General features: G+C 64.5%; 23 protein-coding genes. 15 read left to right on the plus strand and 8 right to left on the minus strand.

Annotated features, from left to right (window positions below; all coding sequences use genetic code 11):
* The first annotated feature begins 236 nt into the window (after positions 1-236).
* Complete coding sequence (locus AWB79_RS00310; RefSeq protein ID WP_061165897.1) at positions 237-488, plus strand: GlsB/YeaQ/YmgE family stress response membrane protein; 252 nt, start codon at positions 237-239, stop codon at positions 486-488.
* Between the two features lie 55 nt (positions 489-543).
* Here the strand turns inward: AWB79_RS00310 and AWB79_RS00315 are convergent, their stop codons facing one another.
* On the minus strand, positions 544-1203 hold the full coding sequence (locus AWB79_RS00315; protein ID WP_061165394.1) for a DedA family protein: 660 nt from the start codon (positions 1201-1203) through the stop codon (positions 544-546).
* A 190-nt stretch (positions 1204-1393) separates the two neighbouring features.
* Here AWB79_RS00315 and mutL point away from each other — a divergent pair, with 190 nt between their 5' ends.
* Both mutL and miaA read left to right on the plus strand, forming a co-directional pair.
* A complete protein-coding gene (mutL, locus tag AWB79_RS00320) occupies positions 1394-3370 on the plus strand; it encodes a DNA mismatch repair endonuclease MutL (protein ID WP_061165395.1) in 1977 nt (658 codons plus the stop codon).
* A complete protein-coding gene (miaA, locus tag AWB79_RS00325) occupies positions 3367-4314 on the plus strand; it encodes a tRNA (adenosine(37)-N6)-dimethylallyltransferase MiaA (RefSeq protein ID WP_061165396.1) in 948 nt (315 codons plus the stop codon). The genes mutL and miaA overlap by 4 nt, the downstream gene beginning before the upstream one ends.
* A gap of 123 nt (positions 4315-4437) precedes the next feature.
* On the opposite strand, the gene purM is transcribed toward miaA, so the two are convergent.
* Positions 4438-5493 carry a phosphoribosylformylglycinamidine cyclo-ligase gene (gene purM / locus AWB79_RS00330; RefSeq protein WP_061165397.1) on the minus strand — a complete coding sequence of 352 codons (1056 nt, stop codon included), beginning with the start codon at positions 5491-5493 and terminating at the stop codon, positions 4438-4440.
* A 252-nt stretch (positions 5494-5745) separates the two neighbouring features.
* Here purM and hda point away from each other — a divergent pair, with 252 nt between their 5' ends.
* The 7 genes from hda to AWB79_RS00365 all read left to right on the plus strand — a co-directional run bounded on the left by hda (position 5746) and on the right by AWB79_RS00365 (position 11368).
* Complete coding sequence (gene hda, locus AWB79_RS00335; protein ID WP_061165398.1) at positions 5746-6537, plus strand: DnaA regulatory inactivator Hda; 792 nt, start codon at positions 5746-5748, stop codon at positions 6535-6537.
* Between the two features lie 11 nt (positions 6538-6548).
* Positions 6549-7235 carry a histidinol-phosphatase gene (locus AWB79_RS00340; RefSeq protein ID WP_061165399.1) on the plus strand — a complete coding sequence of 229 codons (687 nt, stop codon included), beginning with the start codon at positions 6549-6551 and terminating at the stop codon, positions 7233-7235.
* A complete protein-coding gene (gene pcnB, locus AWB79_RS00345; protein WP_061165400.1) occupies positions 7228-8817 on the plus strand; it encodes a polynucleotide adenylyltransferase PcnB in 1590 nt (529 codons plus the stop codon). The genes AWB79_RS00340 and pcnB overlap by 8 nt, the downstream gene beginning before the upstream one ends.
* Positions 8818-8904: 87 nt before the next feature.
* Positions 8905-9453: a 2-amino-4-hydroxy-6-hydroxymethyldihydropteridine diphosphokinase gene (gene folK, locus AWB79_RS00350; RefSeq protein WP_061165401.1), complete on the plus strand. Its 549-nt coding sequence runs from the start codon at positions 8905-8907 to the stop codon at positions 9451-9453.
* The gene (locus tag AWB79_RS00355; protein WP_061165402.1) at positions 9450-10130 is read left to right on the plus strand and encodes a deoxynucleoside kinase; all 681 of its coding nucleotides are present in this window, start codon (positions 9450-9452) and stop codon (positions 10128-10130) included. Before folK ends, AWB79_RS00355 begins: the two co-directional genes overlap by 4 nt.
* A gap of 29 nt (positions 10131-10159) precedes the next feature.
* On the plus strand, positions 10160-10975 hold the full coding sequence (gene panB / locus AWB79_RS00360) for a 3-methyl-2-oxobutanoate hydroxymethyltransferase (protein ID WP_061165403.1): 816 nt from the start codon (positions 10160-10162) through the stop codon (positions 10973-10975).
* A gap of 93 nt (positions 10976-11068) precedes the next feature.
* Positions 11069-11368: a hypothetical protein gene (locus tag AWB79_RS00365; RefSeq protein ID WP_061165898.1), complete on the plus strand. Its 300-nt coding sequence runs from the start codon at positions 11069-11071 to the stop codon at positions 11366-11368.
* Between the two features lie 15 nt (positions 11369-11383).
* On the opposite strand, the gene AWB79_RS00370 is transcribed toward AWB79_RS00365, so the two are convergent.
* Positions 11384-12316 (minus strand): CopD family protein, encoded by a 933-nt coding sequence (locus AWB79_RS00370; protein ID WP_061165899.1) that lies wholly within the window; start codon positions 12314-12316, stop codon positions 11384-11386.
* A gap of 461 nt (positions 12317-12777) precedes the next feature.
* Between AWB79_RS00370 and AWB79_RS00375 the strand changes: the two genes are divergently transcribed.
* The 4 genes from AWB79_RS00375 to AWB79_RS00390 all read left to right on the plus strand — a co-directional run bounded on the left by AWB79_RS00375 (position 12778) and on the right by AWB79_RS00390 (position 17410).
* The gene (locus tag AWB79_RS00375; RefSeq protein WP_061165404.1) at positions 12778-13524 is read left to right on the plus strand and encodes a c-type cytochrome; all 747 of its coding nucleotides are present in this window, start codon (positions 12778-12780) and stop codon (positions 13522-13524) included.
* Between the two features lie 21 nt (positions 13525-13545).
* A complete protein-coding gene (locus AWB79_RS00380) occupies positions 13546-14844 on the plus strand; it encodes a cytochrome c (protein WP_061165405.1) in 1299 nt (432 codons plus the stop codon).
* Positions 14845-14971: 127 nt separating this feature from the next.
* A complete protein-coding gene (gene trhA, locus AWB79_RS00385; RefSeq protein WP_061165900.1) occupies positions 14972-15592 on the plus strand; it encodes a PAQR family membrane homeostasis protein TrhA in 621 nt (206 codons plus the stop codon).
* Between the two features lie 237 nt (positions 15593-15829).
* Positions 15830-17410 carry a DEAD/DEAH box helicase gene (locus AWB79_RS00390; RefSeq protein WP_061165406.1) on the plus strand — a complete coding sequence of 527 codons (1581 nt, stop codon included), beginning with the start codon at positions 15830-15832 and terminating at the stop codon, positions 17408-17410.
* A gap of 43 nt (positions 17411-17453) precedes the next feature.
* On the opposite strand, the gene AWB79_RS00395 is transcribed toward AWB79_RS00390, so the two are convergent.
* The 4 genes from AWB79_RS00395 to ggt all read right to left on the minus strand — a co-directional run bounded on the left by AWB79_RS00395 (position 17454) and on the right by ggt (position 22296).
* A complete protein-coding gene (locus AWB79_RS00395; protein WP_061165407.1) occupies positions 17454-17966 on the minus strand; it encodes a hypothetical protein in 513 nt (170 codons plus the stop codon).
* Positions 17967-18004: 38 nt separating this feature from the next.
* Positions 18005-18829 carry a ferritin-like domain-containing protein gene (locus AWB79_RS00400; RefSeq protein WP_061165408.1) on the minus strand — a complete coding sequence of 275 codons (825 nt, stop codon included), beginning with the start codon at positions 18827-18829 and terminating at the stop codon, positions 18005-18007.
* Positions 18830-19166: 337 nt separating this feature from the next.
* Positions 19167-20423: an MFS transporter gene (locus AWB79_RS00405; RefSeq protein ID WP_232470795.1), complete on the minus strand. Its 1257-nt coding sequence runs from the start codon at positions 20421-20423 to the stop codon at positions 19167-19169.
* Positions 20424-20658: 235 nt separating this feature from the next.
* The gene (ggt, locus tag AWB79_RS00410; protein ID WP_061165409.1) at positions 20659-22296 is read right to left on the minus strand and encodes a gamma-glutamyltransferase; all 1638 of its coding nucleotides are present in this window, start codon (positions 22294-22296) and stop codon (positions 20659-20661) included.
* Positions 22297-22756: 460 nt separating this feature from the next.
* On the opposite strand from ggt, the gene AWB79_RS00415 reads away from it, so the two are divergent.
* A complete protein-coding gene (locus AWB79_RS00415) occupies positions 22757-22954 on the plus strand; it encodes a hypothetical protein (RefSeq protein WP_061165902.1) in 198 nt (65 codons plus the stop codon).
* A 74-nt stretch (positions 22955-23028) separates the two neighbouring features.
* Here the strand turns inward: AWB79_RS00415 and AWB79_RS00420 are convergent, their stop codons facing one another.
* A complete protein-coding gene (locus AWB79_RS00420; RefSeq protein WP_061165410.1) occupies positions 23029-23409 on the minus strand; it encodes a hypothetical protein in 381 nt (126 codons plus the stop codon).
* Between the last annotated feature and the right edge of the window lie 137 nt (positions 23410-23546).

The following is a 23546-nucleotide window of genomic DNA, read 5'->3' on the forward strand; positions in this document are numbered from 1 at the left end:
GTCGCCGTCGAGCGACGCATCGGCGGGATTTTTTGGGATTCTAAATTTTTGACGCAACCGGGAGAGTCCAGCAGGCGCCTGCTTCTCAGCCGTTTCGCGCCACGCGCCGTCCACAATCCTTGACAGTTGGCGAACCCGCGCCGCCATCGTTTCCGCTACATTGCCCGCGCCCGGACGCAGGCTCCTTCTGCGTCCCGCAATCCTCAATTCGAAAGGAGTTTCAGCGCATGCAAATCCTGCAACATGGAATCATTCTCAGCCTGATCATCGGCGGCGTGGCCGGCTGGCTTGCCGGCCTGATCATGAACGGCAGCGGCTTCGGCGTGATCGTGGACATCATCGTCGGCATAGTAGGCGGCGTGATCGGCAACTGGCTGTTCGGCGCGATCGGCATCTCGTTCGGCGGCGGCATTCTCGGCACCTTGCTGACGGCCGTCATCGGCGCGGTCGTGCTGCTGTTCGTCATCCGCCTGTTCCGCCGGCGCTAACGCGTTTCCGCAGTCGTGAGGCCGTCGCATGGCGGCCTCACGAAACTTCACCGATTCAAGCCTTCGAATTGCGACGGCTCATCTTCCACAGCGCACCGATGGCGACCGGCACGATCGCCGCGCCGATCCCGACCAGCACGATCACGTTCAGATATTGTTTGATGAACGGAATGTTGCCGAAGAAGTATCCCAGCAAAACCAGCAAGAGCACCCAGATCAGCGCGCCCAGCACGTTGAAGAGCTGAAAGCGCGAGTGCGTCATGCCCGACACGCCCGCGACGAACGGCGCGAAGGTCCGCACCACCGGCACGAAGCGCGCGATCACGATGGTCTTGCCGCCGTGCTTTTCATAGAAGTTGTGCGTTTTCTGCAGCGCGGCGCGGTCGAGAAAGCGTTCGAGCACTGGAATCTTGGTGTCGAACACCTTCGGCCCGATCGCACGGCCGATCCAGTAATTCACCGTATTGCCCGTGACCGCCGCGATCAGCAACAGCGCGATCAGCGCGAACAGATCCATTTCGTGGGAAGCCGCGAACGCGCCGCCGATGAACAGCAGCGAATCGCCCGGCAGGAACGGAAACACGACGAGCCCTGTTTCGCAGAACACAATCAGGAACAAGACCGCGTAGACCCAGGCGCCGTAATTCTGGATAAAGACACCGAGCGACTTGTCGATGTGAAGGATGAGTCCCAGGAATTGCAGCAGCGTGTCCAAAAATCTTTCCTCAAAAATAGGCCGGCGGCCGGACAGGGCGGCGCATCGGCAATGAACATCGGAGTCGCGCCATGATACCGAAGTGGCGCGTCGGAACGGTTAAAAAGCAAGCAATCCGGCGCCAATCCTGCCCCGAGTTGGCGGATCGGTCCGACCAGGGCGCGCCGGTGCGAATCGTTATAATTTCACCATGGCCGAACTCAACGAAACTTCCGCCGGCGCCAGAGCAGACGTCTCCGCAGCCGATTTGACCGTCGCTGGCGCACGCCGTTCGCGCGCCATCGCCGCGCTACCCGACCAGCTCATCAGCCAGATCGCAGCGGGCGAGGTCGTGGAGCGGCCGGCGTCGGTCGTCAAGGAATTGCTCGAGAACGCGCTCGACGCGGGCGCGCGCACCCTGCGCATCACGCTCGACGAAGGCGGCGTGAAACGAATCGTGATCGCGGACGACGGCTACGGCATCCCGCCCAACGAACTTCCGCTCGCGCTCATGCGCCACGCGACAAGCAAGATCCGCTCGCTCGCGGACCTCGAAGCCGTCGCCACGCTCGGGTTTCGCGGCGAGGCGATCGCCTCGATCGCCTCGGTGGCCGAGTTGTTCATCACGAGCCGCACCGAGAGCTGTCCGCACGCGACGCGCATCGACGCGCAGACCGGCGCGCTCTCGCCCGCCGCGGGCACCGTCGGCACGACCATGGAAGTGCGCGAGCTGTACTTCAACACGCCCGCGCGGCGCAAGTTCCTCAAAAGCGAGCAGACCGAGCTCGGACATTGCCTCGACGTGATCCGCCGCACGGCGCTGGCGCGCCCGGACGTCGCGATTTCGGTGATGCACAACGGCCGTGCCGTCGAGCACTGGAACGCGACCGATCCGCAAACGCGCGTCGCGAAAATTCTCGGCGAGGTGTTCGAAACTGCCCATCTGCCGCTCGACGAACGCGCGGGGCCGCTCGCCGTGTACGGCTGTGCGGGCCTGCCGACCGCGAGCCGTGGCCGCGCGGACCAGCAGTATTTCTTCGTCAACGGCCGCTTTGTGCGTGACAAACTGCTCACGCACGCCGTGCGCGCCGCGTACGAGGACGTGCTGCATGGCAACCGCTATCCAGCGTACGTGCTGTTTCTCGATCTGCCGCCCGAATCCGTCGATGTGAACGTGCATCCGTCGAAGATCGAGGTGCGCTTTCGCGACTCGCGCTCGATTCACCAGTACGTTTTCCACGCCGTTCAGCGTGCGCTCGCGCGGCACGCGGGCGCGTCGCCTGAAACGACTTCGGGCGGGCACGCCGCGCAGTTGCAGCCGACCGGACCGGCGTCGTTCAGCGCGAAGCCGTTCGTCGGCGCGCCGGACGCGCTCAATCTGAAAAGCGAAAACGGCACGAACTGGATGCGCCAGTCGCGCATGACGCAAGGCAGCTTGCCGGTCGCCCAGCCGCTCGCGCTCTACGACGCGCTGTTCGGCCGCAAGGATGTCAACGCGGGCACGCCCGACGCGACGACCGCCCTCGACACGCCCTATCCGACCTTGCACGAGCGTCCAGCGCCGCCGGTCATGGCGAACGACAGCGCGCTGGATCACGCGGCGGAACACCCGCTCGGCTTCGCCGTCGGGCAGATTCACGGCATCTACGTGCTGGCGCAGAACGCGCGCGGGCTCGTCATCGTCGACATGCATGCCGCGCACGAGCGCATTCTGTACGAGCAGTTCAAGCACGCGCTCGCCGATCGCGCGATCGCCGTGCAGCCGCTTCTGATTCCCGTGTCGATGACGGCGGAACCGGTTGAGATCGGCATCGTCGAGGAAGAGAAAGCAACGCTCGATGCGCTCGGCTTCGACCTCGCCGTGCTTTCGCCGACGTCGATCGCGATCCGCGCCGTGCCCGCGCTTTTGAAGGACGCCGATCTGCAATCGCTCGCGCGCGCCGTGCTCGCGGATCTGCACGCGTACGGCGGCTCGCGCGTGCTGACCGAGCGCACGCACGAGTTGCTCGGCACGCTCGCGTGTCACAACGCGGTGCGCGCGAACCGGCGTCTGACGCTCGACGAGATGAACGCGCTCCTGCGCCAGATGGAAGCGACCGAGCGCGCCGACCAGTGCAATCACGGCCGGCCGACCTGGTATCAGCTCACGCTCGCCGATCTCGACCGCCTTTTCATGCGCGGACAATGACCCGGCCGATGCTTCCAGTGGCGTGCCTGCTCGGGCCGACGGCATCCGGCAAGACGGCGGCGGCGCTTGCGTTCGCGGCGCGTCATCCGGTGGAGATCGTCAGCGTGGATTCGGCGCTGGTGTATCGCGAGATGGATATCGGCACGGCCAAGCCGAGCGCCGAAGAGCGCGCGGCGGCGCCGCATCATCTGATCGACATCATCGATCCGGCCGATACGTATTCCGCCGCGCAGTTTCGCGCGGATGCGCTGCGCGTGGTCGGCGAGATCGTCGCGCGCGGGAATGTACCGCTGCTGGTCGGCGGCACGATGCTGTACTACAAGGCACTGACGCAAGGCCTGAACGATCTCCCCACCGCCGACGCCGACGTGCGCGCCGCGCTCGATGCCGACGCCGCCCGCGACGGCTGGCCCGCGCTGCACGCGCGGCTCGCGGCGGTCGATCCGGAAACGGCCGCGCGCCTCGCGCCGAACGACTCGCAGCGCATCCAGCGCGCGCTCGAAATCTTCATGCTGACCGGGCAGCCGATGTCCGCGCTGCTTGCCGCGCCGCGTCTTCAGGACGCGGATGCGCCGTATCGCTTCGTTCCGGTCGCGCTGGAGCCTTCGGATCGCGCGGTGCTGCATGCACGAATCGCCGCGCGCTTCGATGCGATGCTCGCGCACGGTTTCATCGACGAAGTGAAGCGGCTGCGCGCGCGCGGCGACCTGAATCTGTCGATGCCGTCGATGCGTTGTGTGGGATATCGGCAGGCGTGGGAATACCTGGACGGCGCTTACGGCTACGACGAAATGCGCGACAAGGGCGTGTTCGCGACGCGGCAGTTGTGCAAGCGGCAGTTGACGTGGCTACGGGCGATGCCAGAGCGGATCGTCGTGGATTGCTGCGCGGGAGATGCGACAGAGCGCGTGGTGGGGGCGCTTCAGACCGTGCTCGCCGTCTGATGCCCGGCCACACCAGGATTTCAGATCCTCGCGGGCCGAAAACAGCTTCGCAAACAAAAACCCCCGCACGAAGCGGGGGTTTCTCTTCCATTCAGCAGAACCGCCAGCAAAACCGCCCAGACCTCAAACCACCACCGTCTGCGCCTCGCCTTCCTTGCTTTCCCGCACTACGCCGATCTTCCAGACCTGCTCGCCCGCAGCCGACAGCAGACCGGTCGCCGCATCCGCATCTTCCGCCGCGACGATCACCGCCATGCCGATGCCGCAGTTGAACACGCGATGCATCTCCGCATCCGCCACGCCGCCGTGCTTCTGCAGCCATGCGAACAGCGGCGGCAGCGGCCACGCGCGATGATCCAGCTCCGCCGTCAGCCCTTCGCGCAGCACGCGCGGAATGTTCTCGACCAGACCGCCGCCCGTGATGTGCGCCATGCCCTTCACCGTCACGCTCTGCATCGCGGCGAGCAGCGGCTTCACGTAGATGCGCGTGGGCGCCATCAGGGCATCGGCGAGCGAACGGCCGTCGAAATCGGCGTTCAGATCCGGATTCGCGCGCTCGATGATCTTGCGCACCAGCGAATATCCGTTCGAATGGATGCCGCTCGACGCCAGGCCCAGCACGACATCGCCCGGCTTGATCGTGCTGCCGTCGATGATCTTGCTCTTCTCCACCGCGCCCACCGCGAAACCGGCGAGATCGTATTCGCCGTCCGGATACATGCCCGGCATTTCCGCCGTCTCGCCGCCGATCAGCGCGCAGCCCGACAGCTCGCAGCCCGTCGCGATGCCCTTCACGACGTCCGCGGCGGTGTCCACATCCAGCTTGCCGCACGCGAAATAGTCGAGGAAAAACAACGGCTCGGCGCCCTGCACGAGAATGTCGTTGACGCTCATCGCGACCAGATCCTGACCGACCGTGTCATGCCGGTTCAGCGTGAACGCGAGGCGCAGCTTGGTGCCGACGCCGTCCGTGCCCGACACGAGCACCGGCTCCTTATACTTCTTCGGCACTTCAAACAACGCGCCGAATCCGCCGATGCCGCCCAGCACGCCGTCGCGCAAGGTTTTCTTGGCAAAGGGCTTGATGCGATCGACGAGCGCGTCGCCCGCGTCGATGTCCACGCCCGCGTCGCGATACGACAAACCTTGGGCGTCAGAGGCGGATTTCGGTTGATTCATTGGAGGGGAGTGCAAGAAGGTCGGTAAAATGCGATTTTACCCGATGATGACCCGTCGGCCGGATTTCCCGCGCGCGAGAAATTCCGCGGCGCCGCTCTTTTCGAGATCGAATCCGAACGAACGAGCGCTCCCGCGAAACGCGCGCAAGGCCGCCGGTGGCGGCCGCGCACGCTTTCGCCCGATTCATCGGCCAGAATTCAAGATACGCCCGATTCAATACGCCCGACTCAGGCCCGACGACACCGATCTCCCGTGCAACGCCAACTGACGCTCGATCTCGGCACGCCGCCGCCCGCCACCTTCGACAACTTCTTCGCCGCCGGCAATCATGAACTGATCACGCGGCTGCGCGAACTCGAAGGCGCGCTCGCGGCCGGACCAGTCGCGGACCGCACGTTCTATGTGTGGGGCGAGCCGGGCAGCGGCCGCAGCCACCTGCTGCAGGCGCTTACGCATGAAGCCGACGGCCACGCGCGCTATCTCAGCCCGCAGAGCGCGCTCAACGCGTTCGGCTTCGACCCGCGCGTCTCGCTCTATGCCGTCGACGACTGCGACCGGCTCTCGGCCGCACAGCAGATCGCACTGTTCAATCTTTTCAACGAAGTGCGCGCACACCCTACGAGCGCGCTGGTCGCAACGGGCAACGACGCGCCGCTCGCGCTCACCGTGCGCGAGGACCTGCGCACGCGGCTCGGCTGGGGTTTGGTGTTTCATCTCCAGCCGCTCACCGACGAGGTCAAGGCGTCGGTGCTGAAGCACGCGGCGCGCGAGCGCGGCATCGTGCTCGCGGACGACGTCCCCGCCTACCTGCTCACGCACTACCGCCGCGACATGCCGAGCCTGATGGCGCTGCTCGACGAGCTCGACCGCTTCTCGCTGGAACAGAAACGCGCGGTGACGCGCGCCCTCCTGCTCACCATGCTGCAGCGAACCGGCCGCGCCGCCCCGCTCGCCTTCGTGCCAACGGAAGAATCGTCCGCGGAACCGGCCGGCCCCGCTGTCGCTCCGGCCGCGCCGGACAACGATCCGACCCGCTTCAAGTAAAATGCGCACCCATGAACCTCGCCCTCTTTGATCTCGATCACACGCTCATTCCCACCGACAGCGACCACGAATGGGGCCGCTTCATGGTGAAGCTGGGCATCGTCGACGCGGAAAGCTTCGCGCGTCAGAACGACGCCTTCTACGCCGACTACAAGGCGGGCGTGCTCGACATCAACGCCTATCTGCACGCCATGCTCACGCCGCTCTCGAAATACTCGCGCGAGCAGCTCACCGACTGGCACGCGCAGTTCATGCGCGAGGTGATCAATCCGCGCATCGTGCCGGCCGCCGTCACGCTGGTGCGCGAGCATCAGGACGAAGGCGATCTCTGCTGCATGGTCACCGCGACCAACGCGTTCATCACCGCGCCGATCGCGGAAGCATTCGGCATCGAAACGCTGATCGCGTGCGAAGTCGAGACCGTGGACAACCATCCACAAGGCCCGCTCACCGGCCGGCCAAGCGGCACGCCGAGCTACCGCGAAGGCAAGATCGTGCGCGTGGAGCAATGGCTCGCGACGCTCGGCAAGAAACTCGACGACTTCAAACACAGCTATTTCTACAGCGACTCGCACAACGACATTCCGCTGCTCGAGCGCGTCACCGACCCGGTCGCGACCAATCCCGACGACACCCTGCGCGCGCATGCGCAAGCCCACGGCTGGCGCATTCTGAATCTCTTCGACACACGTGATTAAAAAACTCATCCGCAAGCTGTTCGGGCAAGAAGACGCCGATTCGAACGACGTTCCCGCCGCTGCATCCGAAGCCGACGCCAAACCGGCCCGCAAAAGCACGCGCAAGAAAGCAGCCGCGCCCGCGAAGCGCGATCCGAACGTGCCGGTCATCCTGTCGTCGGAGATTCATGGCATCGATCCGTCGCTGATCTCGAAGAACGCCGTGCGCGTGACGGACGGCCTGCAGCAGGCGGGACATCGCGCGTTCATCGTCGGCGGCGCGGTGCGCGATCTGCTGCTCGGCGTCGCGCCCAAGGATTTCGACGTCGCAACGGACGCCACGCCCGACGAAGTGCAGAAGCTGTTCCGCCGCGCGCGCATCATCGGACGGCGCTTTCAGATCGTCCACGTGCAGTTCGGGCAGGAGATCATCGAGACCTCGACCTTCCGTGCGCTGATGGATGCGCCGCCGGAGCCGGCAGCCGAACCGCCGCGCCGCCTGAAACGCGGCGAGCTCGACGGCCGCACGCATGCCGTCGATGCCAGCGGTCGCGTGCTGCGCGACAACGTCTGGGGCGAGCAGCACGAAGACGCCACGCGGCGCGACTTCACCATCAACGCGATGTACTACGATCCGGCCACGCAAACCGTGCTGGATTATCACGACGGCATGGCCGACATCCGCGCGCGCCTCTTGCGCATGATCGGCGATCCGGCCACGCGTTATCGCGAAGATCCGGTGCGCATGCTGCGCGTCGTGCGTTTCGCGGCGAAGCTCGGCTTCGAGATCGACGAAGCCACGCGCGCGCCGATCAAGGATCTCGCCGACCTCATGAACAACGTGCCGGCCGCGCGTCTGTTCGACGAGATGCTGAAGCTGCTGCTCTCGGGCCATGCGCTCGCGTGTCTCACGCGCCTGCGTCAGGAAGGCCTGCATCACGGCGTGCTGCCCCTGCTCGATGTCGTGCTCGAACAGCCCCACGGCGAGAAGTTCGTCACGCTCGCGCTCACCAGCACCGACGAACGCGTGCGCGCAAGCAAGCCCGTGTCGCCCGGCTTTCTGTTCGCCACGCTGCTATGGCACGACGTGCAGACGCGCTGGCAGCAATACACGGCGAACGGCGACTATCCGGTGCCCGCGCTGCATCGCGCGATGGACGACGTCCTCGACATGCAGACCGAAAAGCTCGCGATCCACAAGCGCTACTCGTCGGACATGCGCGAGATCTGGGGCCTTCAGCATCGGCTGGAAAAGCGCGGCCGCAGCGCGCTCAAGCTGCTGGAACACCAAAGATTCAGAGCGGGGTATGATTTCCTGCTACTGCGTTGCGAATCGGGCGAGCTCGATGCGGCCATCGGTCAATGGTGGACCGAGTTCATCGGCGGCGATCATGCCGGGCGCGAAGAGTTGCTTTCGCAAGGCGGCAAGGAACGCAACGGCCCGAAGAAGCGGCGCCGCCGCAGCAACGCCAAGCGTCGCTCAGGCGAAGGCGAGCAAGGCGCCCAGGCCGCGCAGGACGGCGACGACAACGCGGTATCGAGTCCGGCAAGGAAACGCGAAGGCACGCGCGAACACAAGCGCGAGGACGCGGACAACGAGTAAGGCCGGTTTTGGTTACAGTAGCGAAGAGCGATGTTCGTTTTTCCTGCTTTTCGCTTTTCGCTGCGACCCACGCGTAGGACTTCTGCCATGACGATTGCTTATCTGGGCCTGGGAGCGAATCTCGGCGATGCGCGCCAGACCCTGAAAGACGCAGTCGTGTGTCTCGCCCAGCAGCACACGATCACCGTGCTCGCGAAATCGAGCCTTTATCGCACCGCGCCGATCGATTCGAGCGGCGACGACTACTTCAATTGCGTCGTCAAGCTCGAGACGAGCCTGCCCGCGCGGGCGCTGCTGCGCCTGTGTCATCACATCGAGATTCAGTTCGGGCGCGAGCGGCCCTATCGCAACGCGCCGCGCACGCTCGATCTCGACATCCTGCTGTATGGCGCATCGAGCATCGATGAAGCCGACCTCGTCGTGCCGCATCCCCGCATGACCGAGCGCGCCTTCGTGCTCGTGCCGCTCGTCGAGCTCGAACCGGATCTCATCCTTCCACAACGCGGCCGCGCGGATGCGTTCATCGCGGGCGTCGCCGATCAGCGCATCGAGAAAGTGGCGACGTGCCAGTGCATGACCGGCGCGCAAACGCAGACGCCGCAATCCACCGCCCCTAACAAGACAGACTGCCGATGAGCGTTCCGCCACTCACCGTCACCGCGCCGCAACTGCGGCCGCCGCATCGTTACATCGCGATCGAAGGGCCGATCGGCGTGGGCAAGACCACGCTGGCGACCCTGCTCGCCGAGCGCTGGTCGATGCGCACGCTGCTCGAGCGGCCACAGGACAATCCGTTTCTCGAACGCTTCTATCGCGACACCACGCGTCACGCGCTCGCCACGCAGTTGAGCTTCGCGTTGCAACGCGCCTCGCAGGCGGCGGAGGCAGCCGATATCGTCGCGTCCGGTGCGCCGTTGATAGCGGACTTCGTCACGCAGAAGAGCGAGCTTTTCGCACGCCTTACGCTGCCCGACGACGAGTTCGCGCTGTACAGGGAAATCGCTTCGCGCATTCACGCGAGCGGCCCCGCGCCCGATCTCGTCATCTACTTGCAGGCGAGCCCCGAAGTGCTGTTCTCGCGCATTCAGAAACGTGCACTTCCAATGGAACTGCAAATCTCGGATTCTTATCTGCGCGCGCTCTGCGACGCCTATAACGAGTTCTTCTATCACTATGACGCGACGCCGTTGCTCACGGTGAATGCCGAACACCTGAACCCGCTCACATCGGACGAGGATCTCGCGCTGCTCATCGAGCGCATCGGGACCATGCGCGGGCGCAAGGAATTCTTTGTCAAAGGCGTTTCGGCATAAAGCCCTCGCCTCTTTTCAGCGAAACCATCATGACGTACCTGCAGGAAACGAATCGCTCGACGGTCACCGTCCCCAAACTCCAGGCCATGCGCGAAGCAGGCGAGCGCATCACGATGCTCACCTGCTACGACGCGAGCTTCGCCGCGCTGCTCGAACGCGCGGGCGTCGATGTCATGCTGATCGGCGACTCGCTCGGCAACGTGCTGCAGGGGCACGGCACGACGCTGCCCGTCACGCTCGCGGACATTGCGTATCACACGGCGTCGGTGGCGCGCGGCAACCGCAGCGCGCTGATTGTCGCGGACATGCCGTTCGGCACCATCGGTTCGAAAGAGGACGCCTACGCGAACGCCGTGCAACTGATGCGCGCCGGCGCGCAGATGGTGAAGATCGAAGGCGGCGAATGGCTCGCGGAGACGGTGCGCTTTCTCGTCGAGCGCTCGATTCCGGTGTGCGGGCACGTGGGCCTCACGCCGCAATCGGTGCACGCATTCGGCGGCTTCAAGGTGCAGGGCAAGTCCGAAGCCGCAGCCGAGCAGATGAAGCGCGACGCCATCGCGCTGCAGGACGCGGGCGCGCAACTGCTCGTGATCGAGGCCGTGCCGACGCTGCTCGCGCGCGAAGTCACCGAAACGCTCGCGATTCCGACTATCGGCATTGGCGCGGGTATCGATTGTTCGGGACAGGTGCTCGTGCTGCATGACATGCTCGGCATCTACCACGGCAAGCGACCGCGCTTCGTCAAGGATTTCATGCAGGGGCAGCCGAGCATTTTCGCGGCCGTCGAAGCCTATGTGCGCGCAGTGAAGGACGGCAGTTTCCCCGGGCCCGAGCACACATTCTGAGGGCGCGCGGCCACGATCTGCGTTTTCTCGTACATACTGGCGAGCTTCTTGCGAATACGCTTGGGCCAAGTCACCAATAAGAGCGAGAAAATCATGTGGCACACCCTTCCCGATGAATACGTCCGCGCCCAGTTGGCCGTCGGCTCGCTCGTCGCGCTGGGCGTGGCGCGCGTGGTGGCGGCGGGAATCGGCGCGCAGCACGGCTGGCGGATTTCGGTCGTGACGCGCTGGTTCATCGGCGCGGCGGTGGTTTTCTGCCTGCCGCAACTACTCGAAACAATCTTCGTGGCCGACTCGCATACGGCGTTCATCGAACTGCAAGGCAAGATCATCGGCTGTGCGGTGGCGCTGTTTTGCGCGCCGATCGTCAGTCACAAGCTCGGCTACGAATAAGCGTTTTTTCTTCCGTCAGCCCGCGAGCGCCGCTCCGGGCACGCTGTGCGACAGCACGGCCGCCGCCACGAACACCCCCGCCATCGTCACCGCCTCGATACGCATCACGTTGATGACCGTGTGCGCATCCATCGTCGATGCCGAGCGTTGCAGGCGCGGCAGCCCAAGCCACCGGTTCAGCGCGCCGAACACTAGCGCCACGGCGACCAGCGCCAGCTTCACGATCAGCGCATGCCCCCACACACTCGCCGCCAGCACCGCGGGCGACCCGCCGGCGCCGCGCCACGCATTGAACATGCCCGTCACGATGACGAACGCCACCGCGATCGACGCCGTGCGCGACAGGCGCGCGACCGTGCGGATCAGGAACGCCCGCGCCACCGATGTATCGAGGGCAGGCAGCACGAAAGCGCCCGCGACCACGATCCCGCCCCACACGCCCGTCGCGAGCAGGTGCAGCGTCTGAACCGCTTCGGGTAAGGAGAACGCGCCTGCATCCGCCGCGTGGCCCACCGCCGACTTGCCCGCCGCGACGATCAGCGCGGCAAGCGTCGCCAGCACCGCGCGCGCAGCCGGGAACTCCCCGCTCGCGCCCGCCGCGACCAGCAGCAGCACGCTTCCCGCCAGCGCCACCGACCAGCCGATGCCCGCGTGCGTGCCCGTCGCGACCAGCCACAACGACGCTCCGGCTTGCGCGACCGGCGCGCCGCTCATCGCCGCCGACTGCAGCCACAGGGAAACGAAGTTGCACAGCACAAGAACGAGCGCGGCGGCCAGCCCGCCACGCGACGCGCGCCGCCAGCCGTAGCGCGCGGGCGACACCGGCGCGAACGCCTGTTCGCGCGACAGCCAGCCGTTCAGGAGCAACGCGCCGAGCGCGCACGCGAAGGCCAGATCGGCAAGCGCCGCGAATGCGGTCTGCGCAAACCAGAGAGAATCGTCGTTCATCATGCGGAACCGGCCGCGAAGTGCACGCGGCGCGCTGAAAGGAAGATCATCGAAGGAAGTCTGCGGAGTCTAATCGAACGCGCACGGTGCAGCACAGCATCGAACGCGATCGAAACGCCTTGAATTTTTGCCGCACGCTTCCGAAACTGCTTGAAGCACTTCGGGTGGACGCATCCTGCCGGGTCGACTATTTGTCGAAAGGCAGCGAACTACCCGCGCTTAAGAGGTTCGCGACGAGTGGTCAATAGACGCGCGGCAAATTGTCGCGAATGCGCTGCAGCGGGACTTAGAGCGAGATTGTGTCAAATAGTCATCATCATGCATCGATGATAGAATGCCGCGTCGCATCAGAGGCTCGTCGAGCCGCTGTGGCCGTGGTCCGCCACCCACCGCCCCCTGCGTGGCCGTGGTTCGCCACCTTCGCACCGAGCCGCACGAAGCTCGGCAGGTCCCCGAATTTCATGGAGTGTCGCGTGTTTTCAAGACGCATTTTTCGTCCGCTGCTCGCTGTGGCTTTTGCTTCGGCTCTCGTAGGCAGCGCTGGCGTTTTCAGCTCCGCCGCGCAGGCGCAGAATCAGCCGATCGCACCGGATACGATGGCGGCGCGCGTGCAAGGCTGCACGGCCTGTCACGGCGTTCATGGTGAAGGCACGGATAACGACTACTTCCCGCGTCTGGCCGGCAAACCCGCCGACTATCTGTACAACCAGCTGCAGAATTTCCGTGAAGGTCGGCGCAAGTACCCGCCGATGAACTATCTCGTCACGTATCTCTCGGACGATTACCTTCACCAGATCGCCAAGTACTTCTCGGATCAGCGTCCGCCGTATCCGGCGCCGGCGAAGTCGAACGTTTCGCCTTCCACGCTCGCGCGCGGCCAGCAGATCGTGCTGAACGGCGACGCCTCGAAGAACATTCCCGCGTGCGCGGCCTGCCACGGCAAGGGTCTGACCGGCATGCAGCCGGCCATTCCGGGTCTCGTCGGCCTGCATTCGGACTACATCAGCGCGCAGGTCGGCGCATGGAAGTCGGGCACGCGTCACGCGAAAGCACCCGATTGCATGCAGCAGATCGCCTCGCGCCTGACGGACGACGACGTGACCGCCGTCGCCGCCTGGCTGTCCACGCAAACCGCACCCGCCAACCCGGTGCCCGCGCCTGCTGGCTCGTTGAAGATGCCGCTCAAGTGCGGCAGCGAACTGCAATAAGGCGTCTGGAGCGACAACACAATGAAACGCAAGTCCCTGTTCGCACTTTCCTCGGCTGTCGTGGTGGCAGCCGTCGCAGCTGGCGCAGTCCTCTGGTCCGGCGGCGACAACCTGCATTCGGGCGGCGCCATCGCGGCGACGCCGGCCGACAAAGCGGCGCTCATCAAGCAAGGTGAATACCTCGCGCGCGCCGGCGACTGTATCGCCTGCCACACGGTGCGCGGCGGCAAGGAATTCGCCGGCGGCCTGCCGATGGCAACGCCCTTCGGCACCATGTTCACGCCGAACATCACGCCGGACGATCAGTACGGCATCGGCAAATGGACCTCGGACGACTTCTATCGCGCGATGCACACGGGCCGCTCGAAAGACGGTTCGCTGCTCTATCCGGGCTTCCCGTTCACGAGCTACACGAAGGTCACGCGCGCCGACTCCGACGCGATCTACGCGTACCTGCGCTCGGTCGCGCCGGTGTCCGAACCGAGCCGTCCGCATGAACTGCGCTTCCCGTTCAACAACCGCAACCTGCTGATCGGCTGGCGCACCCTGTTCTTCTCGGAAGGCGAGTACAAGCCGGATCCGACCAAGTCGGTCGAATGGAACCGCGGCGCGTATCTCGTCGAAGGCCTCGGTCACTGCGGCATGTGCCACACGTCCATCAACGCGATGGGCGGTCCGGTCAACTCGGCGGCCTTCGCCGGCGGCCTGATCCCGCTGCAGAACTGGTACGCGCCGTCGCTCACGTCGAATAAGGAAGCGGGCCTCGGCGACTGGGACCTGAAGGACATCAACGACCTGCTGAAGACCGGCGTGTCGCAGCGCGGCGCGGTGTTCGGCCCGATGGCGGAAGTCGTCCACAACAGCCTGCAGTACATGAACGACGGCGACATCAACGCGATCTCGACTTACCTCAAGTCGATTCCGCAGAAGAAGGAAGCGCCGGAAGTCATGCAACTCGAAACCTCCGAGAAGTTCGGCGGCGAATTGCAGACGCTCGGCAAGAAGGTCTACACCGAGAACTGCGCGAAGTGCCACCAGGAAAACGGTCTGGGCAAGCCGCCGGCGTATCCGCCGCTGGCCAACAACCAGTCGATCCAGATGCCTTCGGCCGTCAACCCGATCCGCATGACGCTCAACGGCGGCTATCCGCCGAGCACGGAAGGCAACCCGATGCCGCACGGCATGCCGCCGTTCGCGCAGGCGCTGTCGGATACGGAAGTGGCCGCGGTCGTGACGTACATCCGTATGTCGTGGGGCAACCACGGTACGCCGGTGTCGCCGCAGCAGGTCAGCAACCTGCGTTCGGCGCCGCTCGACTGAGCGCCGGGCGACCATCGGCCAAGACAGCGTACAATACGCACTTGGGGCGCAGCCTTCGTAGTTGGGGCCGCGCCCTTTGTCTTTTTGCGCGTTCGTTTTGCGCGGGTCGTTTTGGTGGATGGGTTTCATGCACGCGGGTGAGCGTTTCAACAGCATCAGTCATCTGATCGGCGCGCTGCTGTCGGTGGCGGGGCTGGCGGCGCTCGTCACAATGGGCGCGCTCGATGGCGATGCGTACAAGGTCGTGAGCTTCGCGGTCTACGGCGCAATGCTCTGCGCGCTCTACATCATCTCGACGCTGTATCACTGGGCGCGCACGCCGCGCCTCAAGTCGATACTGCAGAAGTGCGATCACTCGGCTATCTACTTGTTGATAGCCGGCAGCTACACGCCGTATACACTGGTGACCTTGCGAGGTCCCTGGGGCTGGTCGCTCTTCGGCGTGAGCTGGGGGCTCGCCGCGCTCGGGATCACGCAGGAACTCACGCTCGGGCGTCGCACCCGCAGCGTGTCGATGGTGCTCTACGTGCTGATGGGATGGCTCGCGCTCGTAGCCGTTCATCCGCTCGTGACGGCGCTGCCGCCCGCAGGCACTGCGTGGCTGGTGGCGGGCGGTGTCGTGTACACCGCCGGTATCTGGTTTTTCATCAACGACGAGCGCATCCGGCACGGACATGGAATCTGGCATCTGTTCGTGCTCGCAGGCAGCCTGTGTCAGTTCGTGAGCGTCGCGCGCTATGTCGCGTGAGCCGGACTGAGCGGGTGCGGCAGCGTCGACATGGCGTCGATGCAACTTAGCGCCAGATGACGTGTCTTGATAGCACGTCGAACCTCGCGGCAATGGCCCGTCGCTCGCTGAAACGCGAAACGGCCCGCCGCCCGATTTATTTCCGAGCGTCATGCATGCGCTCTGCCGGCTGAACCCCGTTCGCCGCGGTCTTGTTCGCATGCGCGCCGTTCGACATAACGAATTGAACGTCCATTTATGTCCTTTGATTCACTCGGTCTGTCCGAACCTTTGCTTCGAGCCGTCAACGAACTCGGCTATTCCAGTCCCACCCCGATCCAGCTTCAGGCCATTCCCGCCGTCCTGAAAGGCGGCGACCTGCTCGCGGGCGCGCAAACCGGCACGGGCAAGACCGCCGGCTTCACGCTGCCGATCCTGCAACGCCTGTCGCAGCTCGCGCCCGTCGCCGGCGGCGCGAAGCGTCCGGTGCGCGCGCTGATCCTCACGCCGACGCGCGAACTCGCCGCGCAGGTCGAGGAAAGCGTGCGCGCGTACGGCAAGTACCTGAAGCTGCGCTCCACGGTCATGTTCGGCGGCGTCGGCATCAATCCGCAGATCGACGCGCTGCGGCGCGGCGTGGATATCGTCGTGGCGACGCCGGGCCGTCTGCTCGATCACATGCAACAAAAGACCATCGACGTTTCGCAACTCGAAATTCTCGTGCTGGACGAAGCCGACCGCATGCTCGACATGGGCTTCATCCATGACATCAAGCGCGTGCTCGCGCGTCTGCCCGCGAAGCGTCAGAACCTGCTGTTCTCGGCCACTTTCTCCGATGAAATCAAGGCGCTCGCCGACAGCCTGCTCGATTCGCCCGCGTTGATCGAAGTCGCGCGCCGCAACACGACCGCGGAAACCGTCGATCAGAAGATCCATCCGGTCGATCGCGATCGCAAGCGTGAAATGCTCACGCATCTGATCCGCAGCAACAACTGGTTCCAGGTGCTCGTGTTCACGCGCACCAAGCACGGCGCCAACCGTCTTGCCGAGCAACTCGAAAAGGATGGCATCAGCGCGCTCGCCATTCACGGCAACAAGAGCCAGTCGGCGCGTACGCGCGCGCTCAGCGAGTTCAAGGCCGAGACGCTGCAGGTGCTGGTCGCGACGGATATCGCCGCGCGCGGCATCGATATCGACCAGTTGCCGCACGTCGTCAACTTCGATCTGCCGAACGTGCCGGAAGATTACGTGCACCGCATCGGCCGCACCGGGCGCGCGGGCGCGGACGGCGAAGCTGTGTCGCTGGTTTGCGTGGACGAGCATCAATTGCTGAAGGACATCGAGCGCCTCATCAAGCGGCCGATTCCGCGCGAGGTCATTCCGGGCTTCGAGCCGGATCCGAACGCGAAGCCGGAGCCGATCCAGCGTCGCAGCCAGGGGCGCGGTCAGGGGCAAGGCCAGGGTCAGGGCCAGGGGCGTCAGAGCCCGCGCAATGGCGCGGCGCGCGGGAATGGCGACGCACGTCCGGCCGGCGAAGGTCGACGCAGCGGCGAGCCGCGCCGTGACGGCGGCCGGCCGAATGGCGAGGCGCGTGGTGCGAGGCCGTCGAATGGCGGTAATGCTGGCAACGGCGGCAACGGCGGCAACGGCGGTCAGCCTTCGCGCGACGGGCGCAATCACGGCAAGCCCGCCGCGAAGCCCGCTGCAGGCTCCGCGCCGCGACGCACAGAACCCGCGCAGGCGAGTCATGTCGACAATCGGCGTCAGCCCGCGGCCAACCCCGGCGCGTTGCTCGGCGGCCGGCGCGATGCCCAGCGCTCGGGCGATCGCAGCCGCTGACGTCTCAAGCCTTCGATGTAACCCGGCGCGCCGCGCCGGAGCTTCATGCGGCGGCGCTCGCCGCCCGCATCAGCCATTCGAGTTGCTCGCGCCAGCGCGCGAGCACCGAATGCGCATCAGTCAGTTCGAACGCGATTCCGCTCGTGAGTCGCGCATACGCTACCCGCTGCATCTCCCCCGTTTCGATCGTGCCGACGAAACACGCGAGTGGCACATCGTCCAGCAGCACGCGCCGCGCATCCAGATGTACCTGATAGAACGCCCCGTCGAAAACGAAGGCGAGCGTCGCGCGTCCGCGCGCGGCCACGGCTTGCGCCGTCCGTGACGACGGCCACAGCGCGAAGGCCAGCGTGCGCGCGTCGGACGCGAGCAACTCGCCGGCGCTCAACAACGCCGTACGCACGCGATGCGCATCGTCGGCGGCGCTTAGCGATGCGGTGAAGCCGCCGTCGGCATTCGCGAGCGTGCCGTCGAAGAGCGCGCGCAGTTCGGGCGGCCATTCATCGAAGGCCGAATGCGAAGAGAGGGACGGGTGTGCCGCGTTGAAATCGGTCATGGAAGGACGCCGGCGCGGGCCGGCATCGACGGAAAGGTTCAGCGGAAGAACAACTGCGTCATCTTCGAAAGCGGATAGTGCACTCCGGGCTGAATGCGCGCCGGCAAGTCGAGCGGCTTGAGCAGCATCTTGATCGCCTGATCCGCCGACAGATTGCGCCGCACCAGCGCATTCACGCGCGCGGACAGCTCTCGGTTGTATTCGGAATCCTGCGCACGCTCAGGATAACGAATCGCGAAAACATGCCGCAGCGCGATCTCCGAATCCTCGCTCTTCAGTTCCGCCACCCGCCGCACGAGCGCGCCCAGCACGGCGATGCGACCGTTGCCCTCGATCTGGTTCCACTTCTTGAAGAACGCGAAGAAGTGCTTGTAGTGCCGCACTTCGTCCGTTCGGATGTTGTCGGTGATCTCTTTGAGAACCGGCTCATCCGAGCAATCGTTGATGGCCCGGTAAAGCGTGGCGGTGCCCGTCTCCACGACGCAGCGCGCCACCATCTCGAGCGCTCGCTTCTTTTCGAATTCTTCGTAAGAACAGGTGAGCGAGTATTCGTCGAAGAAGTTCTTGAAGGCCGTGTCCCAGTCGAACTCGGGCCATACGTGATTGATATAGGTCTTGAGCGCCCGGCCATGCTGCATCTCCTCGGGCTCCCATTCATTGTTGAGCCATGCGGAGATCTCAGGGTCGTCGTGAAAATACTTGCTGAGATTGCTGGTGTAGAGGTCGGTGCCGCTCTCGATGAACGAGCACGCGCACAACAGCAAGAGAAGATGCTCGTTAGATTGCGCCTTCTGACGGTCGATCCGGCTGAGATCGATGTCCTCGATGCGCCACGGCATCACGTGGGTACTGTCTGCGTACATGTATCGCGCTCCTGGCTGGGCTGAACGCGCCTTCGGCCTGCAAGAGAGGGCCGAGGTTCAGGCGACGCCGCGAACGAGGCGGTTGCGGCGTCATCGACTTCCGGTGTTGACGGCTTGTTCAGTCATCTTAGCCGCCCTGCAATGAGTTTGCAGACATGGGGGACAGACTCGTACGCGCGGCCACGGTTCCGTCTGCGCCAATTTCTTACGACTCGGGCAAGGGGCATCTGTGCACTGCAGCATGAAGCATGCCGGTTTCTTCTGACGTCGGCACGGCAACGCCGGAACGCAAAAAGGCGACCGAAGCCGCCTCGTCCTGATGCTCTTTGCGAGCGCGCTATGCCGGGCGTCGTGCGAAACGCATGCGATACGCAACGACCGCGAGGGATACTCCGGACAGAACCGCCGCGAGCAGCACGTAATAGCTGGGCGCGAGTTTATCGCCGGTGACATGGATGAAGGCTTCGACGATCGTCGGCGCAAACCCGCCGAACAGCGTGACGCCGAGCGCATAGCCGATCGACAGACCCGTAGAGCGCACGCGCGTGGGGAATATCTCGGACATGAGCGCGGGCATCGGCCCGGAGTACGCAGCCTTGAGAATGCCCGCGACGGCTTGCAGCACGACGAGCGAGGCTACCGTCGGGTGCGTCTGCAGCCACGCAAACATCGGATAAATCGCGACGCCCATGAAAATCGACGTGCCGAGCATGATGCGGATGCGCCCGAGCCGGTCGGACAGCGCCCCCATCACCGGCGAAAGAATGAACTGAAGTCCGCCATTGAGCACGACGACAGCGAACGACGCCGTGGCGGGCAGATGCAATTGCTTGACCGCGTACAGCGGCATGTAGAGCTGCAAGACATACACGCCGACAGTGGACTGCGCCACGATGCCGACGGCGAGCAGCAAATTCAGCCATTGATTTGAGAACGACACAGCGGGCGCGCTTTCTTTTCGCGCGGGCCGCATTGCGAGAAACTCCGGCGTCTCGTCCAGGTGCGAACGAATGTAATAGCCGACCGGACCGACCAGCAGACCGAAGACGAACGGAATGCGCCAGCCCCAGCTCTCCAGTTCCGGCTGCGGCAGCCACGCGTTCAGCACCGAGCCGAACGACGCGGCCAGGATTGCCGCAAGCCCTTGGCTCGCGAACTGCCAGCTCGCGTAATAGCCACGCCGCGCCTCGCTGTGCTCGACCATGAAGGCGGTCGCGCTGCCGAACTCGCCGCCGACAGCGAAGCCCTGAACGAGGCGCGCCAGCAGGATCAGCAACGGCGCCGCGATGCCGATGTGCGCGTACGTCGGCATCACGGCCATCGTGAGCGTGCCGACCATCATCAGCAGAATGGCAAGCGTGAGCGCGGCCTTGCGTCCTTTGCGGTCACCGTAGACGCCCAGCACGATCGCGCCGAGCGGCCGCATCAGGAATGAGATGCCGAACGTGCCGATGGCGAGCATTGTCGAAAGCCACTCGTCGTGCGACGGAAAGAACGCCTTGGCGATGACCGTCGCGAAATAACCGTAGACGAGAAAATCGAACCACTCGAGCGCATTGCCGATCGACGACGAAAACACGATGCGCCGGATCATCGCCTTCGACAGCGGCGCTTTTGATGCGGCGGACTCCGCGTTCGCCGCTGTCGGGTTCTGTGCATCCGTCGCCCGATACGCCTGTTCACTCATGCTGCCTCCCTTCCCTGCCCGCTCGCCGCGTTTCGCCGGCTGCGGACGTGCGCGTCCGCTTCGCATGCCGACGGCAGCGAAGAGACGTTGATTATTTTTGTGATTGGAGACCGGCCTGACGGCACGGCCTCCGATAATTGCGTCAGAACCCGGCGGCGAGCCCGTCGCGCCGGCTGTCGCTTGCCGCGACGTAACCGCGCTCGGGGTCGTTGCGATCCAGCTTCCAGATGTATTGACCCGAGCCGAAGTCCATGTACGGGTCATCGACCGATTTGATCGTATGGCCCAGACCTTCGAGCGCGCGCGCGGTTTCGAGGTCGAGCGTGGCCTCGATATCGATCGTGAAATCGCGATTGACCTTCCAGCGCGGCGCGTCGCAAGCGGCCTGCGGCTGCTGGCCGTAATCGAGCATTCGCACGATGGATTGCAGATGGCCTTGCGGCTGCATGTCGCCGCCCATCACGCCGAAGCTCATCACGGCTTCGCGATTGCCGTCGACTTCCTGTGTGAGGAACGCCGGAATGATGGTATGGAACGGGCGCTTGCCGCCTTCCACGACATTCGCGGACTTCGGATCCATGGAGAAGCCGCAGCCGCGGTTCTGCAGCGCGATGCCGGTATCCGGCACGACGACGCCAGAACCGAAACCCATGTAATTCGACTGGATGAAGCTCACCATCATGCCGCGCTCGTCGGCCACGGACATATAGATGGTGCCGCCCGCCTTCGGCATGCCGAAGTCGAATTGCGTGGCCTTCGACGGGTCGATGAGCTTCGCGCGCTCCGCGAGGTAGGCGTCGTCCAGCATCTGCTCGGGCGTGACTTCCATCGAGCGCGGATCGGCGACGTAGCGATAGACATCGGCGAATGCGAGCTTCATCGCCTCGATCTGCAAATGCTGCGATTCGATGCGATCGACGGTGAGCGCGCTCACGTCGAATTTGTCCAGAATGCCGAGCGCGATCAGCGCGGCGATGCCCTGCCCGTTCGGCGGAATCTCGTGCACCGTGTAGCCGCGATAGTCCTTGCTGATCGGCTCGACCCAATCCGCGCGGTAATTGCGCAGATCGTTCATGGTGAGGGCCGCGCCGCCCTGGCGCGCGAACGCGGCGATCCGCTCGGCGGCTTCGCCTTCGTAGAACGCGCGCGGACCGTGCTGCGCAAGCATGCGCAACGTTTTCGCGTGGCCGGGAAAGCGCACGAGTTCGCTCACTTCGGGCGCGCGGCCGCGTGGCATGAAGACTTCGGCGAAGCCCGGCTGATCCTTGAGTTCCGGCACCGCCGCCGCCCATTTATAGGCGACGATGCTCGCTACCGCATGACCGCGCTCGGCGATCTCGATGGCCGGTTCCATCAGGTCGGCGAATGGCAGCGAGCCGAACTTCGCATGCAACGCTTCCCAGCCAGCTATGACGCCCGGCACCGTGACCGTGTCCCAGCCGCGCTTGGGCTGGCGCGCAAGGCCGCTTTCTTCGCCGTATTTGTTGCGGAAATAATCGACGTTCCACGCCGCCGGCGACACGCCCGACGCATTCAACCCGTGCAGCTTTTTGCCGTCCCAGACAAGCGCGAACGCGTCGCCGCCCAGTCCACACGAAACCGGCTCGACCACCGTGATCGCAGCCGCCGCGGCAATGGCGGCGTCGACGGCGTTGCCGCCTTTCCAGAGCATGCGCAAACCTGCTTGCGCGGCGAGCGGATGCGACGTCGAAACGATATTGCGGGCGAACACCGGCAGGCGCGGCGTGGGATACGGGTTTTGCCAGTTGAAGCGAGTCATTGATTGAAGTCCGAAATACCAGCGGGCAGACGAACCCGGGCGAAGCTCCGGGCCAGTCAGGCAAAAGGGGAATATTGCATTGTCCGCTTAATCCAAAACAAATTCATTTATCTAATAAATTAATGAGAATCGAGCATGAGTCGATTGCCTGCGCGTGACGGGCACAGTCTGACGCGTGCCACGTTTTGTGTGCGCCGCCGCACGAACCTCAAGTGGATTCTGCAAATCCTTATGTGCACCGGACCGCCTTCGCTGGGCAAAAAAGTCAAAGCCAAAATTTTCACTACAAGGTTTGGCACTTGTCAGACGCTTGCCTACAATCCCAATTCCCGGCACGCGCAGTACACAATCATCGCAACTGCCCGGCGGTTTTTCAGTTTCCCCGTACAACGCTTCGAAGCAAAAAGATCCGGCTTACAAAGCCGGCTGCTTATGCCGTTCGGTCGTCATGGAGAACACAATGCTGAGTCCGCACGAATTCGCCACGCTGCTATTGGTTCAGGAAGCACCTAATCAGGTCGACATGCAACGCGAGGAACTCGACGCCTTGCTCGAACGCCAGCTCGTTCAACTCGAAAATCTCGCCTCCGGACGCCAGCAATGGCGCCTCACCGCCACCGGTGACTCCACCGTCAAGGCTTTCAAGCGGTACTCGTAGCAAGCGCGGCAGGACTCCGGGCGCGGTCAGCACGCCGCGCCCATTTCGCACATTCCTTCTCCGATCGACTCACTTCATCCGGCGCGCAGCGTCGGGTCGACTGCGGCACGCCAGCTCAGCGCCCGAGCCCGCTGATCCAGGAAGAAATTCGCCCAGGCGCTTTGCGTTTCCGGGCCCGGATTGGCGCGATATGCGCGATATCGTTCGGCGATCACCACCTGAAAGGCGCAGAAACGCTCCTTCGACAGGCCGCCGCGCCGCTCGGCAACGTAGGCGTCATAAAACGCCGAGTAGACGGATTGCGCATCCGCGCCGTAATCGACCGGCGAGGCGCCGCACATGCCTTGCAGCGCACTGAACGATGGCGCCCTCGCTGTACCATCGAGGCTAGGCGTGCCCACGCAGCCCGCCAGCAACGCCGCGCCCAGCACGCCTGAAACCAGCAGCATTCGCATCGCACTCACCTTTCGTTGGAATTCGTGCCGCCAGTATCGGACGAACACAGGCGGCGCGCCACTCAGCCGAATGGCATAGGCAGATTCCCAGGCCAGAGATGTCACGCGGCTTATCCCATTCGGCCAGGTTGTCCACG

This window comes from Caballeronia hypogeia, from assembly GCF_001544875.2.
Taxonomy (GTDB): Bacteria; Pseudomonadota; Gammaproteobacteria; order Burkholderiales; family Burkholderiaceae; genus Caballeronia; species Caballeronia hypogeia.